17 protein-coding genes and 5 tRNA genes are annotated in these 17,672 nt (G+C 40.1%); 9 read left to right on the forward strand and 13 right to left on the reverse strand.

Going from position 1 to position 17,672, the window contains the following annotated elements; translation table 11 throughout:
- Window positions 1-141: 141 nt before the first annotated feature.
- Window positions 142-372 (reverse strand): hypothetical protein, encoded by a 231-nt coding sequence (locus tag UB51_RS29085; protein WP_082063173.1) that lies wholly within the window; start codon window positions 370-372, stop codon window positions 142-144.
- Between the two features lie 635 nt (window positions 373-1,007).
- Complete coding sequence (locus tag UB51_RS17015) at window positions 1,008-1,316, reverse strand: hypothetical protein (RefSeq protein WP_044878325.1); 309 nt, start codon at window positions 1,314-1,316, stop codon at window positions 1,008-1,010.
- 511 nt (window positions 1,317-1,827) lie between these two features.
- Here UB51_RS17015 and UB51_RS17020 point away from each other — a divergent pair.
- The gene (locus UB51_RS17020; protein WP_044878326.1) at window positions 1,828-3,747 is read left to right on the forward strand and encodes an LTA synthase family protein; all 1,920 of its coding nucleotides are present in this window, start codon (window positions 1,828-1,830) and stop codon (window positions 3,745-3,747) included.
- Here the strand turns inward: UB51_RS17020 and UB51_RS17025 are convergent.
- Together UB51_RS17025 and UB51_RS17030 are read right to left on the reverse strand one after the other, a co-directional pair.
- On the reverse strand, window positions 3,744-4,157 hold the full coding sequence (locus UB51_RS17025) for a thiol-disulfide oxidoreductase DCC family protein (protein ID WP_044878327.1): 414 nt from the start codon (window positions 4,155-4,157) through the stop codon (window positions 3,744-3,746). The genes UB51_RS17020 and UB51_RS17025 overlap by 4 nt on opposite strands.
- 121 nt (window positions 4,158-4,278) lie before the next feature.
- Entirely contained in the window at window positions 4,279-4,557 is a 279-nt protein-coding gene (locus UB51_RS17030; RefSeq protein ID WP_044878328.1) for a hypothetical protein, read from the reverse strand.
- A 365-nt stretch (window positions 4,558-4,922) separates the two neighbouring features.
- Between UB51_RS17030 and UB51_RS17035 the strand changes: the two genes are divergently transcribed.
- The gene (locus UB51_RS17035) at window positions 4,923-5,405 is read left to right on the forward strand and encodes a glutathione peroxidase (protein WP_044878329.1); all 483 of its coding nucleotides are present in this window, start codon (window positions 4,923-4,925) and stop codon (window positions 5,403-5,405) included.
- 77 nt (window positions 5,406-5,482) lie between these two features.
- Here the strand turns inward: UB51_RS17035 and UB51_RS17040 are convergent.
- Window positions 5,483-5,565 (reverse strand) — tRNA-Leu (locus tag UB51_RS17040).
- Between the two features lie 266 nt (window positions 5,566-5,831).
- Between UB51_RS17040 and UB51_RS17045 the strand changes: the two genes are divergently transcribed.
- Entirely contained in the window at window positions 5,832-6,470 is a 639-nt protein-coding gene (locus tag UB51_RS17045; protein WP_052675985.1) for an urease accessory protein UreF, read from the forward strand.
- Window positions 6,471-6,901: 431 nt separating this feature from the next.
- Window positions 6,902-7,222 carry a hypothetical protein gene (locus UB51_RS17050; RefSeq protein ID WP_044878330.1) on the forward strand — a complete coding sequence of 107 codons (321 nt, stop codon included), beginning with the start codon at window positions 6,902-6,904 and terminating at the stop codon, window positions 7,220-7,222.
- A 331-nt stretch (window positions 7,223-7,553) separates the two neighbouring features.
- On the opposite strand, the gene UB51_RS17055 is transcribed toward UB51_RS17050, so the two are convergent.
- From UB51_RS17055 to UB51_RS17075, 5 genes are all read right to left on the reverse strand, one after another.
- Window positions 7,554-7,636 (reverse strand) — tRNA-Leu (locus tag UB51_RS17055).
- 48 nt (window positions 7,637-7,684) lie between these two features.
- A tRNA-Glu gene (locus UB51_RS17060) sits at window positions 7,685-7,756 on the reverse strand.
- 369 nt (window positions 7,757-8,125) lie between these two features.
- A tRNA-Ser gene (locus UB51_RS17065) sits at window positions 8,126-8,217 on the reverse strand.
- A gap of 10 nt (window positions 8,218-8,227) precedes the next feature.
- Window positions 8,228-8,303: transfer RNA gene (locus tag UB51_RS17070), tRNA-Asn, on the reverse strand.
- 83 nt (window positions 8,304-8,386) lie between these two features.
- Window positions 8,387-8,851 (reverse strand): SprT family protein, encoded by a 465-nt coding sequence (locus tag UB51_RS17075; protein WP_082063330.1) that lies wholly within the window; start codon window positions 8,849-8,851, stop codon window positions 8,387-8,389.
- A gap of 188 nt (window positions 8,852-9,039) precedes the next feature.
- Between UB51_RS17075 and UB51_RS17080 the strand changes: the two genes are divergently transcribed.
- Together UB51_RS17080 and cmpA are read left to right on the forward strand one after the other, a co-directional pair.
- Complete coding sequence (locus tag UB51_RS17080) at window positions 9,040-9,390, forward strand: hypothetical protein (protein ID WP_044878332.1); 351 nt, start codon at window positions 9,040-9,042, stop codon at window positions 9,388-9,390.
- Window positions 9,391-9,470: 80 nt separating this feature from the next.
- Window positions 9,471-9,584: a cortex morphogenetic protein CmpA gene (cmpA, locus tag UB51_RS27960; protein WP_144407029.1), complete on the forward strand. Its 114-nt coding sequence runs from the start codon at window positions 9,471-9,473 to the stop codon at window positions 9,582-9,584.
- Between the two features lie 104 nt (window positions 9,585-9,688).
- Here cmpA and UB51_RS17085 read toward each other — a convergent pair whose 3' ends face one another.
- Both UB51_RS17085 and UB51_RS17090 read right to left on the reverse strand, forming a co-directional pair.
- Entirely contained in the window at window positions 9,689-11,860 is a 2,172-nt protein-coding gene (locus tag UB51_RS17085) for a Tex family protein (RefSeq protein ID WP_144407120.1), read from the reverse strand.
- Window positions 11,861-12,146: 286 nt separating this feature from the next.
- Window positions 12,147-13,091: a helix-turn-helix transcriptional regulator gene (locus UB51_RS17090; protein WP_044878334.1), complete on the reverse strand. Its 945-nt coding sequence runs from the start codon at window positions 13,089-13,091 to the stop codon at window positions 12,147-12,149.
- A 142-nt stretch (window positions 13,092-13,233) separates the two neighbouring features.
- On the opposite strand from UB51_RS17090, the gene UB51_RS17095 reads away from it, so the two are divergent.
- Window positions 13,234-13,557 carry a hypothetical protein gene (locus tag UB51_RS17095; RefSeq protein WP_044878335.1) on the forward strand — a complete coding sequence of 108 codons (324 nt, stop codon included), beginning with the start codon at window positions 13,234-13,236 and terminating at the stop codon, window positions 13,555-13,557.
- Window positions 13,558-13,685: 128 nt separating this feature from the next.
- Window positions 13,686-14,549, forward strand: coding sequence for an NAD(P)-dependent oxidoreductase (locus tag UB51_RS17100; protein WP_044878336.1), 864 nt, complete (start codon window positions 13,686-13,688; stop codon window positions 14,547-14,549).
- A 279-nt stretch (window positions 14,550-14,828) separates the two neighbouring features.
- Here the strand turns inward: UB51_RS17100 and UB51_RS17105 are convergent, their stop codons facing one another.
- Window positions 14,829-15,602 (reverse strand): alpha/beta fold hydrolase, encoded by a 774-nt coding sequence (locus tag UB51_RS17105; protein ID WP_044878337.1) that lies wholly within the window; start codon window positions 15,600-15,602, stop codon window positions 14,829-14,831.
- Between the two features lie 303 nt (window positions 15,603-15,905).
- On the opposite strand from UB51_RS17105, the gene UB51_RS17110 reads away from it, so the two are divergent.
- Window positions 15,906-17,519, forward strand: a complete 1,614-nt coding sequence (locus UB51_RS17110; RefSeq protein WP_044878338.1) for an alkaline phosphatase family protein — start codon at window positions 15,906-15,908, stop codon at window positions 17,517-17,519.
- Window positions 17,520-17,672 lie beyond the last annotated feature (153 nt).

A 17,672-nucleotide genomic window follows, 5' to 3' on the forward strand; every position in this document is an offset into this window, starting at 1 on the left:
CATATTTTAAAAAATATTAGAAAATATAAAGTTTCATCAGTATTCCATCGGTAAACGAATATCATCCTTTTGGGACTACTAAATCGTTTATCCTTGTTTAAAATTAGAATATCACAGTTTGTTAAAGGGTTCAAGGGGGAATTAGATCAATGCAATAGCCAACAAGGTAAATAAACTCAAAGTTAAAATGTCCCCAGCATATGGATTAAATAAACCTGAGGTGTGCACTCTTCTTTTACAATCCACTTTTAGGTACACATGACAGTTGTCTACTTTTACTATTGTTCCTTCGTGTGTATGCCCCTCAGTCGTCAATATACGGACTCTGCAATTCATGCATCGCATACAGTTATGATAAGCATTTTCGATCATTTATATACGCCCTCCCTTCGTGTCATATCCATATCGTATGAATTTAAGGACAACAGTGTAACGGCAGGGGTACATTTTATGAATAAAACTCTAATATAGTTCATAAAAAAAAGCATCCCTCATAAACCGTGATTAAACGATTAATGAGCGATGCTATGATACATAGGTTCAGCTTAGCCTATGTCATTGTGAGCAGGATTAGCTATAGGAAATTAGGTCAAATCCCATTCACAAGCTTAAGATCTGTGAGAGATAGGTTATATTCTAATATACGTGGTGTGGTGTGGTCACCAACATTTACAATGTCTTTTAGGTCTACAGTGATGTTCAGGGCGTTTTTTGCAAGGATTGCAGAAATGGCGATCTGTGTGGTGGTGGTGGTCGTGGTGTCTATGAGAACATTTATGGCATGGTACACGAGTAACTTTAAAACAGATTTTTTTACAAACTCTCTTGGTAAAGAATCTAGGTTTTTCAATGTGATGACAGCCGCACTTATGATGTCTTTTCATTTTCATTACCACCTTCTAATTTTTTTTAGATTCGTGATAATGTATGTTTGATTCTGAAAATGAAAACGGCGATTGGCTGTCCCATCAGAAAATTGAGTTATTAACTAAAAAATCAACTAAAAACTACTCAATAATTTCTGTTTTGAATACTGTATCTAATTTCCCCTCGAGTCTTTTCTTCAAAGGAATCTTAATATCTCTTCCTAATTCTTTGAAAAATACCTCAACATCACATTTCACATTCTCAGCCATAACGATTAAAGAACTATCTGTGATAATATTCTGATTGACTTCAACTGGAACAATAATATCAATGTTATATTTCTTAGTTAATGTATTCATATATCTGCTGAAAATTTCAATTAATTCATCGTTGCTGAAATTTTCGATAGCCACTTGCCCTTTATTGGTAAAATTTAAATTTATTCTCATTTTCACATATCCCCTTAATAAAACCATTATTTTGTGTTGATGTCTGGCTGCTGTTCTTATGGTTCTTGCAAAAATCCCCTGCACCCTCTTCATTCTTCATTGCTCTATATTAAGTAGTTTTCCTAAAACAAGATATCTATCCACTACCAATTTTTGGTTAGTGCAATTTACCTTTCATTCGCTCTTTCGTGCATAAAATGGTTCCTTAAATACTCCCTCTCCACTAGCCCCTCCTATATCATAACATTTGATACATAAAAAAAGGAACTTTGACTAACAAGTGTTTTACAAATTATTTTTGCCCTACTATATATAATAACTCATAATTCACAAATGAAGTAGATACGTGCCGTATTAAATATCTCAAATTGAAGGTATTATCCATATATTAACTTTTATTATTACAATAGCTACGTACAGTTCAAACCTGAACATTGGTTTATGATATAATGGTGGGATGATAATAAATAGCATGTAATCAAAATTAATATCAAGAAGGAAATGAAACCAAATGAACTATAAATCAAAGCTCTTCCCATTGCCATCCATAGCTTTAACCGTGCTGTTGCTGGTAGCCAAATTATCCATGCTTCGTATTTTCTTTTTTAATGCGACCAGCATGGGTGGAATTCTCAAGGATACTTTGTCCATACTTGTCATCTTGTGCTTATTAGAACTCTTGCTACCCCGCAAGGCGAAGGCTCCCACATATTGGATATTTAATGCTATCTTCTCATTCATTCTTTTCGCGGCTACGCTTTACCAAATCCATTTTGGTTCCGTGCCTACTTATGCAGTACTAGGGGAAATGGGGCAGGTTCCTCAAATACGTGCCAGCATTACGCCTTTAATCAAGCCGTATCACTTTTTATTGTTTGTCGATTTATTGATTGCAGCCGTTATAGGTATTATACGTTTCTCCAGACGAAACCGAGATTTCCGTATTCATACCTCAGGCCTAACGTTTGGTCTCACTCGAAGAATTAATTACCGAGTCAAGATCATGACTGCCATCATACTCATTGTTTGTGTGAGTCTGTCTACATTATTCATTCATCGAGGACAAGCTATTGATAACGAGTGGGTTCAAGCTGAGAATGTAGGATTTCTGAATTACCAAGTGTCGACTGCGCTCAAGAATAAGCAGGTGAGCAACGCGATTGCGAACGGAGATCTACAACAAACAATAACAGATGTGGAGAAGCTCCAATCCACCTATCCTTACAACAATAATCAATCAACAACAGCCACCCCAGCTCATTTTGCTTCAGCGAAAGGGATGAATGTCATTGTTGTTCAGTTGGAGTCATTCCAGAATTTTCCTATAAATTTAAAAGTACAACAGCAAGAAGTCACACCAATACTGAACAAACTTGCTAAAGAGAGCTATTACTTTCCATATGTATATCAGCAAATTGGACAAGGTAATACATCTGATGCGGAGTTTATATCAAATACATCCATATATCCTACGGGTTCGGAGGCTATGTCTGTAGGGTTTGGTAATAGAGAATTACCTAGTGTGCCAAGATTATTAAAGAAATATAATTATCAATCCGCAACTTTCCATATCAATAGCGTTGATTTTTGGAGCCGTAATTTATTATATCCTGGACTTGCTTTTGATAATTATTATGATAAGCCTTTTTATACGAATGATCATTTCAATGATTTTGGTGCTTCTGATGAAGAATTATATCGTGTTGGAATGGATAAGTTGACTGAAATATCTGCTGAAAAGAAGCCATTCTATGCTCAATTCGTTACAACATCTAGTCATGCTCCATTTGTCGTTCCAGAAGAATTCTTAAAAATGAAAATACCTGCCGATATGCAAGGAACACAGTTGGGTAACTATTTGTCAGCTGTAAATTATACAGACTATGCTCTAGGACAACTCATTGAACAACTGAAGGAGAAAGGTCTATGGGATAATACGGTTCTCGTAGCCTATGGCGATCACTTTGGAATTCAACCCAAGGAAACCGATGGCGCTGAGATTACAGCTAAGCTTGGCATTCCTTATGATAACCAGATTAGCCGATTTAACATCCCACTCATGATTCATGTTCCTAATCAGAAGGGACAAGTCGTTGAACTTACAGGTGGACAGTTGGACATTATGCCAACTATTTCTAATCTCTTGGGGATTTCACTTAAGAAAGAACAATATACAGCATTCGGACGCGACCTACTAAACACTGATAACAATGTCTTCGGTATGCGGTATTATTTACCTACAGGTTCATTCTTTAATAATGATGTGATGTTCGTTCCAGGAAAAGGATTTGAAGACGGAACAGCCATTTCCCTAAAAACGCTACAACCTGTTCAAGATATTACTACTTATGGTGAGGACTATGATTACATTAGATCACTGATGAAGTTATCGGATGAATATGTTCAATTATTGCCGAGACGAACACCTTAATCTTCATCCATGAATCTTGCTCTATCTTTAGGAGCTGGAAGCATGCACTGGTCAGATTGGCCGAACCAACGGTAGCGATTTCTTGCTACGAATCGATATGTACCATCCCTTATAAATTTAGGAATAACCCTTAATATATACATCCAAGGCCAAGGAGCCTGCAATTGCCTAACCACACGCAAGGCTCCTGTGGACTCGGTATAATATACCCCGTTCTCAATCAGAACAAACGTATCTAATGACTGAGTGGAAAGTCCTCCTCGTTCAAGTAGTTTTTTTCCCATATCAGATTGCATAGAAGCGAAGTAGAACCTTACTTTTGGGTCTCTTTTAATAATAAACTTCGTTATTCCCTGACATAATAGACATACTCCATCTATAAGTACAATAGAACGTGAATCATCCTTCATCCTATTCTGCCCCCTCCTTCAAACAATATTCCAATATTCCAACGCTTAACTATATAAATATAGAAAAAAAGCGCAGGATCATCTCCCACGCTTCATATCTCTTTGCTTTTAATGCTACTGCTTACTTGGCAATAGCCTTGTCAATCCAATGGTTATCGTCGATTTGCTGCTGAAACACATCTGCGAAGCTATCCATGCATTTGCAAATGAAGTCTTTGCGGCATACAGGACAAGGTGTTTTTTGCAGTCTACTGATGTTAGTCATTTTCCATTCAGGATTTCGAGTGTAGAACGCACGACACACCGTTCCATCTGCCAGATTGATGATGAATTCATACAATCCATCCTTCTCATTGCTACTAGCTTCTGTCATGCTCGAAATAATCGGTCTGTAAGACATAAGTATCACCCGTTTATATTAAATTTGCTAACTAAGCCTTAGATCATCAACAAGTACTTAGACATTCTAATGAATTTTGGACATGATGTCAATTTATTATAGCATGTTCACACCATTAAACCGAATAATAACCTATATTAATTCATTCTAAAGACCTTTAGAAGGTCTTCTTTATCTGAAGTTAATCAATCCATGAAATTTCCACGAAACGGTTGACGATCTCCTTCAATCTCTATCCAGCAAGTATTGAATCTATTTCTAATTATTCAGACTTTTACTGGCTTACCGCGATATATTTTGATTGACTTCCACAATTGGTTGTATAAAATTAAATTATAAACAATATTATAAAGGAGGAATACAAGATGAGCATCTATGATTTCCAAGTGAATACCATTGCTGGTGAAGAGATCTCTTTATCGGAATATGAAGGAAAAGTATTACTTATCGTCAATACCGCAAGCAAATGTGGATTCACTCCTCAATACAAAGGCCTTCAAGAATTATATGAAAAATTTAAAGACCATAACTTTGAAATATTAGGTTTCCCAAGTAATCAGTTTAAAGAGCAGGAACCTGGATCAGCCGATGAAATTGAACAATTCTGTCAAATTAACTATGGCGTAACCTTCCCTCTTTTCGAGAAAGTTGATGTGAAGGGGAACACTGCTCATCCGCTTTTCCAATACTTATCTAAAGAAGCACCAGGTGTACTCGGTTCCAAAGCAGTCAAATGGAATTTCACTAAATTTTTAGTTGATAGTCAAGGGAAGGTTCTAGACCGTTATGCGCCAGCAACGACTCCTGAAAAAATTGAAAGTGTTATTGAAGGACTCCTAGAAGATTAAATTAATTATTACAATTCAATAAAAATATAACAAAAAACCCTTGCTAAATTAGCAAGGGTTTTTCACTTTCACTATGATGCGGTCGAGAGGACTCGAACCTCCACGGAGTTGCCCCCACTACCACCTCAAGGTAGCGTGTCTGCCATTCCACCACGACCGCAAATATTAAAGGCGATCATTAAACAACATTGATAATTATACATGTATTTTTTTTCAAAGTAAAGGGAGGAAAATAATTTTCAGTATATGTAAGTATAAATAACATTATTGGTTCTAAAATTTGTAATTTATCATATACATTGACATTATATGGTTCTTTGAGTAATATAAATCTACACATTAACTTCAACTTTTTTATATGTGTATATACATGTTATTTTATATAACTCAAAAAGGATATATATACTTATTGGGGGTGCGTTTTTTTTGGATAAAGGCAGGAAATTACTTGATTATGTACAACGATTAGATTCCTCCCTTTCAGTAGGTGGATTCAAACATACTCTCGAGTTGGAATCCCAAATGACAGAAGGAAATATCCAGAACTGCGATGATCTAGAATCATTCATGCGGGGCCAATTACCTAAACAATTACTTAGAAGAGATGGTTGGGCAATTAAGGAAATTTATGCAGCAGCAGATGGTAAGGATTCGCAGAGGATTGCTTTGATTGATAGAGCGGTCCAGGGTACAAGAAGTACCGATCAGGAAACGAATAACGCTCAGAGGTCAGGAAAACGACTCTTTAAATTAGCTCGTGCGCTATACCCTTGGATGGATTTCGATGAACTGGAACATTCCTTATATGATCACGATGCGGTCGGTTGTCTCACTACAATTCACGCTTGGATCAATAATAGGCTTCAAATTAATTGTGATCAGGCTGTACAAGGTTATATGTATTCTGCCGTTTCATCCTATGTCAGTAGAGCTTCTACCCTGATCCAACTGCCAAGAAAGGAAGCTGATCTTCTCACTCAGACCTTCATTGAGGAATTAGAACAAGAATGGCATTCCATTAAAAAGAACTCCCCTGAAGTACTACAGCACTCTCCAACAAGCTAGGAACGCACTCTCTACCCAAGCCATATCCATATAACCCAAGATGAAACGGATACCGTCCTTAATAGACCGATAACTATTTCAAGTAAAATATAATAAAGTATAGTTGAAACTAATACTTTATTATATTTTAAAAAAGGCACCCCTTTAACGTTAACGTGGGCGTGCCTTTTTTTGCATTATCCAACAAGTTAAGATTATTTTTTCAAGTTATGATTTCGTCTATAGTCTGTAAACTCAATATACAATTGGAGCTATTTAATTGCTGTAATTCATCTAACAAATAAATACCTCTGCCTTCCCTTAACAATCCATATTGAGGACCCTTCCCAAGAATAATCCAGTCTAGACTAACATCGAAATAGGCTACTATACCATAAAAAACTCACTCATTTTGAAAATAACCCCATTCATATGACAGGGAGCGATGATCTTTGTATAATTCTGATAATTCACTTTATCACGAAGTGATTTATTCTCTACAGCAAGGCATTGCTGTCATCGATACAGATGGTTACATCATTGCCACTAACCATGCTTGGAACCATTTATTAATTCAAAATGAAAGTCCCTCCGAGTTCGATTGGCATGGAATTAATTTCTTCCATCCTCATGATTACCTATCCCCCATGCAACAAAATCATCATATTCTAACAGCTAGTCTTCTATGTATTCTTCAGGGTCACCAATATTCTTATTCATATTTCTCAGATTCGAACCCTTCGAGGCTTTCTCCCCATCTGCGCTGTATGTAAGAGCATCCGAGATGAAGAGGACCTATGGAAATCCGTCGAAACTTTCTTAGAGAAACATACCCATGCTGAATTCACGCATGATATTTGCCCTGATTGCATTCGGCGTCTATATCCCAAGTATTCTTCAGTTCTTGAACGTCCACCTGAACCTTGATCGTCGTCTCCTTTCTCAGGTTTTGGCGTGTCCAGATATTCTTCTCCAGAACAATCCATTGGATTTAAATATGCTAATGCCTTTCAAAAAATTAGTAATCTATTCGCAAATTCGATCGTTTAAATAGACAACAAAAAACCCTTGCTAGAAGCAAGGGTCCATCTGTTTAACTTATGATGCGGGCGAGAGGACTTGAACCTCCACGGGGTTGCCCCCACTACCCCCTCAAGGTAGCGTGTCTGCCGTTCCACCACGACCGCGTATTAAATGAGCTATACATGAATGTATGTCATATGAGGAAAGAATAATGACCCGTATGGGATTCGAACCCATGTTACCTCCGTGAAAGGGAGGTGTCTTAACCCCTTGACCAACGGGCCTTAATGTCACACATACTCGTGGCGACAAAAATAAGTATAGCAAAAACCGATCTTTGTGGCAACTATTTTTTTTCGTAAAGTAGAACAGTCTTTCGGCTTACGAAATGTGTCGAAAGAAACGCCCTCGATAAGGACACTGCAATACATATCAATGAGCCTAATGGAACAAGCTCTGTGACGTTCATTACCTCGTCTATTCTCTCTTTTAACAAGCTTCGCACCAAGAAGGAAACGGTTACCGTCCTTAAAGGGATGGTAACCGTTTCTCGTAGAAATATAAGAACGTATAGTGAAAACTTATACTTGCTTATATTATAAAAAACCGCTATATCATTTAGAATGATATAGCGGTTTCGATTTAAAATATTATGGCGGAGAGAGTGGGATTCGAACCCACGCACCGCTTACGCAGTCTAACCCCTTAGCAGAGGGTCCCCTTATAGCCACTTGGGTATCTCTCCAAAAAATATATGGCTCCCCGAACAGGGCTCGAACCTGTGACAACTCGATTAACAGTCGAGTGCTCTACCAACTGAGCTATCAGGGAACAACAAGCTTTCAATATCACATAATTTATCATGATTTCATGGCAGAGTCAAGAGAGATACGAAACTACATACGTAATATTTTTTAATTTAGTAAACTTATGGTTAACTTCCCTGTGCATTTACCACAGCGATAACGCTTAGGATCTACTTTACGTTTACGTAAATATTCCTGAGCACAGGCGGTGCAAACGAGTTTGTAGCGATAGGGCTGTGGCTTGCGAGCCTTGGCGCCAGGCAACGATTGGCAGTAGCGACTTCCCCCCACCTGCTTCAGCAATTGCTTAAAATCAACATCGCGATGGCGATATCCACGTCCGGCTAAATGTAAATGGTAATGACACAACTCATGCTTTATAATTTTCTCCACTTCTTCTATTCCATGATTGTCCAATTGATGCGGATTAATCTCGATGTTGTGTCCCTTCAGGAAATACCGTCCTCCCGTAGTCGATAACCGTGCATTAAACAACGCCTGATGCCGAAAAGGAACCCCAAAACTTTCCATAGAGATGGCTTCTACCCACACTTGAAGTTGTTCATTGCTCATATCCTTCATCATAATCTACTTTTCCCTTCCTAATCATGTAAGACATATATGTGTACATATAACATATAAGAGATGATACTTGAATTTTAACTTCACCATACGCTACACTGTCAAGTATAAGATGTGAACGAGAGTACTTTGGCTTTAGTTCATCAACCAATTTTAACAGAGGGGGAGTCCACTACAATATGTCAAAGATGCGATACGTTATTTTACAGCAACAACAAGACCTACGATTTGTGGAAATGCCAGCAGATTATGCTTATCAGCTGAGTGCACTAAATCTACGCCTAAATAAAGAAATCGACAAACTAACGGCAATCGAAATACCCAAATTACCTCTAGCTGTTGCGGAATGTGACAATTTGGACCTTTTGCAGGAACACCATACCATGCAGAATGGATTAGATTATGTTAATGAGCTAGAGAACTCCTTCGCCACCATTGACGAGAAGAACTATCCACTGATCTCCCTACTTACTGAAATACGTGCACTCCAGGCTCAATTGGAGCAATGGTACGAAGAAGAAATGGAATAATTATCTTGTAGACATGCACACTCTAGGCGTCTCCTCCATATGCTAACCTTACATATGGAATTGCAAGAGGAGGGATACCCTTGCCGCAGTGGCTTTGCAGTCAATTAATGAAAGCTTTTAGCAGAAGAGATAGTCGACAAATCAAGATTCTCAATGAATGTTGGTTCTATTATCGAACGAGTTCGGATGACTAATCTATATTTAAGGTACTCCCATGAAATATTGCATCTCAATATTTCGCACAAAAGCTTCGCTACCCACGATGGGTAGCGAAGCTTTTGTATTAACCATGAAGCCATTATTGCTCTTTATGTGGATTTCTCATCGTTAGTCCAACACGACCTTTTTTGAGATCAATATTCAACACCCATACTGTCACATTATCACCTACAGAGACGACGTCCATCGGATGCTTCACATAACCGTTACTGAGCTGTGAAATGTGAACCAGACCATCACTCTTAATCCCAATATCAACAAAAGCTCCGAAATCGATCACGTTGCGAACGGTACCTTGTAATTCCATACCCGCTGCAAGGTCTTCAAGCTTCAATACATCGGTGCGGAAAATGGGCAATGGTAGCTCTTCACGTGGGTCACGCCCAGGACGCTGTAAGCTTTCAATAATGTCTCGCAGCGTAGGTACCCCAACTTCAAGTCTCGTAGCAAGGTTCTCGATATCCTGCTCTGCCAGCATGGTGTTCAGCTCTTGACTTCCTAGCCTGTTCAACTCAACATTCAATTCCTTGAATATCTTATCCACGACTGCATAGGACTCCGGATGGATAGGCGTACTATCTAGCGCATTATCGCCCTCAGAGATACGCATAAACCCGATACATTGCTCATAGGTTTTGGCACCCAGACGTGGCACGCTTTGAAGCTGTTTACGAGTACTAAATTTACCATTGGATTCCCGATACTTAACGATGTTCTTCGCTGTTGTCGCGTTAACACCCGCTACATAAGACAATAATGACGGGGAAGCTGTATTCACATCTACACCAACGTGGTTGACCGCAGATTCAACAACAGCTTTCAAGCTCTCTTCTAGATGCTTCTGAGTAACATCATGTTGGTATTGACCGACGCCAATAGCTTTAGGATCAATCTTCACCAGCTCAGCTAATGGATCTTGCACACGGCGAGCAATCGATACTGCACTTCGTTCTGCAACATCTAGATCTGGAAACTCTTCCTGTGCTAGCTTGGATGCAGAGTATACACTCGCCCCCGCTTCATTCACGATCAGATAGGCCAGATCCTTCTGATTCAACTCGCTAATAATCTCTGACACGAATTGTTCAGTCTCCCTAGAAGCCGTTCCGTTCCCGATGACGATCAATTGTATACTGTATTTCGTAATAAGCTCGCGGATTTTATCTGCCGCTTCTTTTCTCTTATTATGAGGTGGCGTTGGATAAGTAACCGCTACTTCTAGCATCTTCCCTGTATCATCTACTACAGCCAATTTACATCCTGTACGGAACGCTGGATCTACTCCGAGTACACAACGTCCCTTCACTGGCGGCTGAAGCAAAAGACTTCGCAGGTTACCTGAGAATATCGAAATCGCCTGATTCTCACCCTTCTCCGTCAATTCAGCACGAATTTCTCGTTCAATGGACGGTGCAATCAAGCGTTTATAAGCATCTTCAAAAATGGATTCTAGCACTGATTTCACTATCGAACTGCCTTTTAACAACTGAGATCCCATGTAAGTATGAACTGACTCCGCAGGCACCTCTAAACCAACCTTAAGGATATTCTCCCGTTCACCACGGTTAATGGCTAGAATACGGTGAGGTGGCATTTTCTTGGCTACTTCACGGTAACTATAGTAATTCTCATACACAGACTCCAACTCAGCATCTTTGGCCTCAGACGTCAGCACGCCATGATCCATAGCATACCGGCGTACCCACGCACGAATAGCAGCATCATCTGCAACATTCTCAGCGATAATATCCATAGCACCTTGAACGGCATCCTCGCTTGTCTCTACACCCTTATCTGTATCTACATACTTAGCGGCTTCTGCAAGCAAATCACCTTGCTTGGGCTGATCCCATATCCAGTTCGCCAAAGGCTCTAAACCTTTCTCCTTCGCCATACTTGCGCGTGTTTTGCGCTTTTGTCGATACGGGCGATATAGATCCTCCACTTCCTGCAACTTCACGGCTTGTACGATAGATGCCTTCAATTCAGCCGTCAATTTACCTTGCTCATTAATAATCCGGATGACTTCCCGCTTACGTTCTTCTAAATTCCGTAAATATCCCGTACGTTCTTCGATGTCACGTAATTGATTCTCGTCAAGTTCTCCCGTCATTTCTTTACGGTAACGTGCGATAAAAGGAATCGTATTCCCTTCATCCAACAAACCGACCGTTGTACGCACTTGCTTCAAGGACAAGGAGAGTTCCTTGGCTATCTGCTTAACTATACGCTCTTGCTCTTCTGCTTTCATCTGAACTTCATTTATCTCTACAACTGCTTCTTGTTCTGACAATGATATCCCTCTTTCCAACTTAGCTATAGACCCTATTATCACAAACTTTCGAGTATATTTCCAGCGTACGAACTTTAAGTGCCCCGATCCACCCCTCACGCGCTTGATCATGCTTGAGTTGAATTTGATGATACTCTGACCCAAGGGAATATAAATTTAAGATAATCCAAAAAAATATGACCTCGAATGAACTTCTTTGGGGCCATACTTTTTATTATGATTCTAGTTTGTCATTGTACTCTCTCTAACTATTATATTGTTCACGTAGCTCCTGAAGCTTGCTCCGTATTCGTTCTCGCAACACTGGAGGATTCTTTACATTTGCCTCCATACCGAACCCGAGAAAAAAGTGTACCGCCCACTTTATATAAGAAGTGCTCATCATTGTACGAATAGTGCCAGATCCATCGTCTTGTAACTTGATCGACTGGGCTAGCCACAATTCGGATTGACATCGTCTGACACCTTCTGGCGTTAGTTCCACCTCTAGCTCTAGCGTATCGTTCTCATCCATCCGCATGATCCACGTTTGAATATGATCCTCGGTAGTATCCAGTCGTACGCTCTGGTCGGCCTCTGACGAGAACTTCTTCACTCGATCCACGCGAAACACTCGATAATCCTCTGCTAAGAAGCAGTAAGCTTGACAGTACCATAACCCACTCATCGTATATAAACCGATCGGCTGGATCATTCGTTCTCGACGCGACGCTGCTTCATACATAATCGTAACCACACGCTGGTCTATCGCAGCCTCAAGTAACTCTTTCATAAAAGGCAACTCCATTTCATGCGGAGGCACCCAGAATACAAGCCGTTGTTGCATTCTTTCCATCTTTTGTTTGAGATCACTTGATAAGTAATGTAAAAACTTGTGCAATGCGGCATTAACTTCATTCTCAAAAGGGAGAAACTTGTAATTCCGTAACGATTGGCAGGCGAAAAACAACGCAGTTGCCTCATGCTCTGTAAAGCTGATCGGCGGCAGCATCTTCTCGCGCAAGATACGATACCCACCTCCCAAACCTACCTGAGAATAGAGCGGCACTCCCAATTCACTAAGATCCATCAAATCGCGAATCATCGTTCGACGTGAAACGCCGCATTCATCGGCCATTTCCTGTATCGTGAACTTTTTACGTTCATTGACCAACATCATAAGATGAATAAGTCGCTGTGCTTTGTTCATAGAGGGCTCCTTTCTCAATTATATATATCTAATTTTATAATAGTGCCATTAGTTGGCACTATTATTCCTTATAGTTAACCATGTAGTCAAGCATAGGAGATCGCATACACCTCCATTACCACAATAAAAGGGGATAACGAAGATGAAGCAAGATAATAAACAATTTGTAATGGAACTCGTTTTATTCAAACTAAATAAAGGGACGGATAAACAACAATTTAATCAGGCAGCCCAAATGCTAAGCGAGGTACTAGAAACTGATATATCTGGGTTTAAAGGGCGAACTCTGCTTCATACGGTGGATGAAATTCATTGGACAGATATAGTGTACTGGTCCGATATGGAAGCGGCGATGGCGGCAATGGAGCAGCTCAAGTCCGTACCAGCCTTTCAATCGTTTGTCTCGATGATCGATTCCCGGGAGATAACGCTACGGCATCTGATCCCAGCTGATCTGGGCGCGTAATATCGTTATCGTGAGGAACACCGGGTTACAGAGACTTCAAGAGAACACGGACATTAGGAACGTTCACAACTGAAAGGAACGCTATCCATATCTGAAGAATTAGAAGCACATAACAAGGAGGAAATAAGATGAATGATGTATCAGTCATTGGTTTAGGATCAATGGGTGGGACAATAGCTTCAGTATTGCTTCAAAAAGGTTATCGAGTCACAGTATGGAACCGGTCAAGTTCAAAGGCAGAACCTCTTGTCAAAGAGGGTGCTATTCTTGCCCCCAGTGTTATTTCTGCGGTAAGCGCAAGCCCAGTGTCGATCATCTGTGTATCTAGCTATAAGACTTCATATCATATTTTGGATACAGAAGATGTCAAATCGGCTCTCGCAGGTCGTGTTCTGGTGCAATTGAGCACTGGCAGTCCCAAGCAAGCACGTGACAACGAAGCATGGGCTCAAGAACAGGGTGCCTACTATCTCGACGGAGCCATAGTTGCTTCACCGTCTCAGATGGGCAAATCGGACGCTACAATCTTCACATCTGGTTCCCTTACCGCTTTTCAACAGAGTGAGCCATTTCTTAAAAGCCTTGCCGGAAATGTGCCTTATCTTGGCGAGCAAGTTAGTGCAGCATCTTCGACGGATTTGGCATTCCTTTCCTATCTCTTTGGTTCGTATCTCGGTTTTTTCCATGCAGCACGTATCCTTGAATCAGACGGCCTTCAAGTGGATGCTTTCGGGTGCATGATAGCCAATATCTCGCCTGTTATCGGAGAGGTAATGAAGTATGAGAGCGAAGTGATTCAAACAGAAACATATGATAATCCACAGAGTTCTCTCAATATGTGTATGGTGACTATAGAACTCCTCATGGAACAAGCTCGTGAAGCTGGCATTAACAATGCATTTCCAGTATTTGCTGAGAGTCTTTTCAAGAGGGCCTTGGATGCGGGCTACGGAGAGGAGGAAGTGGGCGCCCTTATTAAAGTAATGCGATAAGACACTGGTGAAGATCTTTATTGGGTTAAATAGATAAAATTAACAAATAGAGCACTTCTGTAAACCGTTTTTTAGCGGAGTACAGAAGTGCTTTTTGTATTCAACAATCTTACGGTATAAAAAAAGAAAGCTGCACGAAGCAGCCTTCTTCTCTTTCAATATTTATAATTTCAGTTCGCCGATTTTCCTAAATGCAAAGGCTAGACTGTGAGGCACACGAAAAAGGATGTTACCTACTCTGTAATATTAAAGAGAGAATAACTCTCCATCTACCGGTGGTTAGTGGCTGAAGCGACGTACGAACTGATTGATCTGTTCGTTCAATGGTTCAGGGGCTTTTGTCGGAATCCTGTGATCGACGTTTTTAATGAAAATCAGCTCACTCTTTGGTAATCGTTGATGCAGCATTTGAGCGTAAGGATGGAAGTGCTTGTCCTTTTCCCCATAGATGAGCAGGACAGGAAGATGGATATCCCGAAGCTGCGATGTACAATTATAATTCAAGCTATATCGGTAATATTGTTCCGCATTTCTGGCATTTCCTTTTTTCGCATCGTTGAATAACTCACGGAATAAAGAAAGATTTTTAGTTTGCGACCAAGCATTGGACAACGCGATCGTGCCGACTGCTCCGATTTTAGAGAAACCAATACCCAACGATATTTTGTTTCTTAGACGCCTTTCGTTTACTTCCGACATTCCGCCGATGACGACACCTCCCCATGCCCGATCGGGATGAGTTAAGAGAAACTCAAGCACAACCGAACCACCAGTAGAATATCCACACAAGAATATTTTTTCGATGTTCAACTCGTCTATCAACCGTTTGATATCCTGAACGATTAAAGGATAAGTAACCGCATGTTTGGAAGGCTGGCTCTTGCCGTGTCCTCTGATGTCAAAAGCAATGGTTCGAAAATGAGGAGACAGCCCTTGGATTTGGTATACGAAATTTAAGCTTGTAAGTACCGGAGGATGAATAAAGAGAATGGCGGTTCCTTTTCCGCAATCGATATAATACATCGAATATCCGTTTATGTTAGCGGTAGTCATTTTATCGTCACACTCCATGTTAAACCATAAGTTGGTTGTCTGCACAATTATAATATAGAGTGTCCAGATTGAAGGAAAGTACTCCTGAATTTTAACCGCATATAGCGGTATATTCAAAAAAATTTGAGGGCAACAGCGATTCGGTTGGGCAATCCATCCGCATAGCTTTCATTTATCAACTTGTTCAACATATGTGTATAATTCTGCCAGCAAACTGCAACAATACATCATATTGAATATGCTTCGTCTTATGACATCGTTGGTAGCTCGAAAAAAAAACGTATTTCAAGAACGGGGATTAATATGAGAAAAAAATGGTGCTGGTATTTGCTGATCATCTTCATACTTACCACTTCCTTTGGATGCCATAGACAGGAATCAAAACCGAAAGAACAAGATTTATTGCATGTAAAATCCATTAAGGGGGAAAATTCAAAGAAAGTCATTTTTCTGTTGATCGACTCTTTAATGGCTCAATCGATTGATAGAGGCCTTCAACAAAAAGAGCTTCCCGCGTTTCAATTTCTAATTGAGCATGGCCAATATTATAAGGATATGGTTAGCTCTTTTCCTACGATGTCCGTCTCAATCGACAGCTCACTGCTTACTGGAGCATACCCGAATGACCATCGTGTGCCAGGACTTACTTGGTATTCCTCAAACGAAAAGAAAGTCATCAACTACGGAACCGGACCGATGGAAATATTCAAACATGGAATCAATCCGGTCTTGGTCGATGCATTAATCAACTTAAACGGCAAACATCTGAATCCACAAGTGCCTACCATCTTCGAAGACTTGGCCCGACATGGGCTGAAATCGGGTTCCATTAACGGTTTGATTTATCGAGGAACCATTGATCATACGCTATCGATTCCTACATGGGTTAAAGGTCCTACCTCTTTACCTAGAAAAATTAAAGTGAAAGGACCTGATTACTTCGCTTTGGGTTCATTGTCCAATCCACTTCAAGACATTAAAAATCTGCCTGACGGTCTAACTCGCCGTTTCGGCTTAAATAATACATATTCCGTTGAAACGGTCAAATATTTGATGAAAAAAAATCAACTACCAGATTTTCTATATGTATATTTACCTGATTTGGATCAGAAGCTTCATAAAAAAGGTCCCTCTGATTTAAACGGAGTCAAAGAAGTGGATCGACAGCTTCACTCTTTGTTACAAACATTCGGTTCACCGGAAGAAGCCTTAAGCAAAGCGATTTTTATAATCGCAGGGGATAGTGGAATGACTCAAATTCTGCCTGTCGAAGAAAATCCAGTTATCGATCTGCCCTCCTTTTTCAAGGACTACCATGTTCTGCGTCCAGGTGAAACCGTTTCTCAAGAAACGGATATCATCCTCGCTGTAAATGAAACTATGGCTTATGTATATAAGCTTCAAACGGACAAATCACTAAGAGACATTGCCAACCTATTAATAGTTGATCCGCGTATCGATTTCATTTCATGGAAAGAAAAAGATTGGATTTACGCAGTCCAAGGGAAAACAGCCAAAGAGCTTAAGTTTAAAGCTAACGGAAAAATAATCGATCCTTACCAACAAAAATGGAGGGTAGAACAGGACTTCGAGGTATTGGATTTAAAAGTAAATCTCAAAAATCATTCATTGGATTACGGTCAATACCCTGATGCATTACAACGCTTGTCCGGAGCTTTAAATTCTCATCCAGGGGAATATTTAGTTGTTACCGCAAAGCCGGGATATGAATTGGCAGATAGAAGCTCACCGACCCACAAGGGCGGCGGAGGGCACGGATCTCTTCGTCAAGAGGAATCGCTGATTCCCCTGATCATAAGCGGAACCGATCAAAAACCGCAGTATTTGCGCATTATCGATTTAAAATCATTCTTGCTTAAGCTACTAATAAAGAAAAATGAGCAACAGAGCAGATAAATTCGATGCCCATTGCTCTTCGTTCATAGCAGACGGATAGGATACAATAATAAAAGCCGATAATTCCTGAGCATAGGAATTATCGGCTTTTTCCATCCAAAAATGGATAGAGTACCAGATGGTCTCTGACGACTCTATCCATTCTTATTACGC

This window comes from Paenibacillus sp. IHBB 10380 (assembly GCF_000949425.1).
In the GTDB taxonomy this organism is placed as follows: Bacteria; Bacillota; Bacilli; order Paenibacillales; family Paenibacillaceae; genus Paenibacillus_AQ.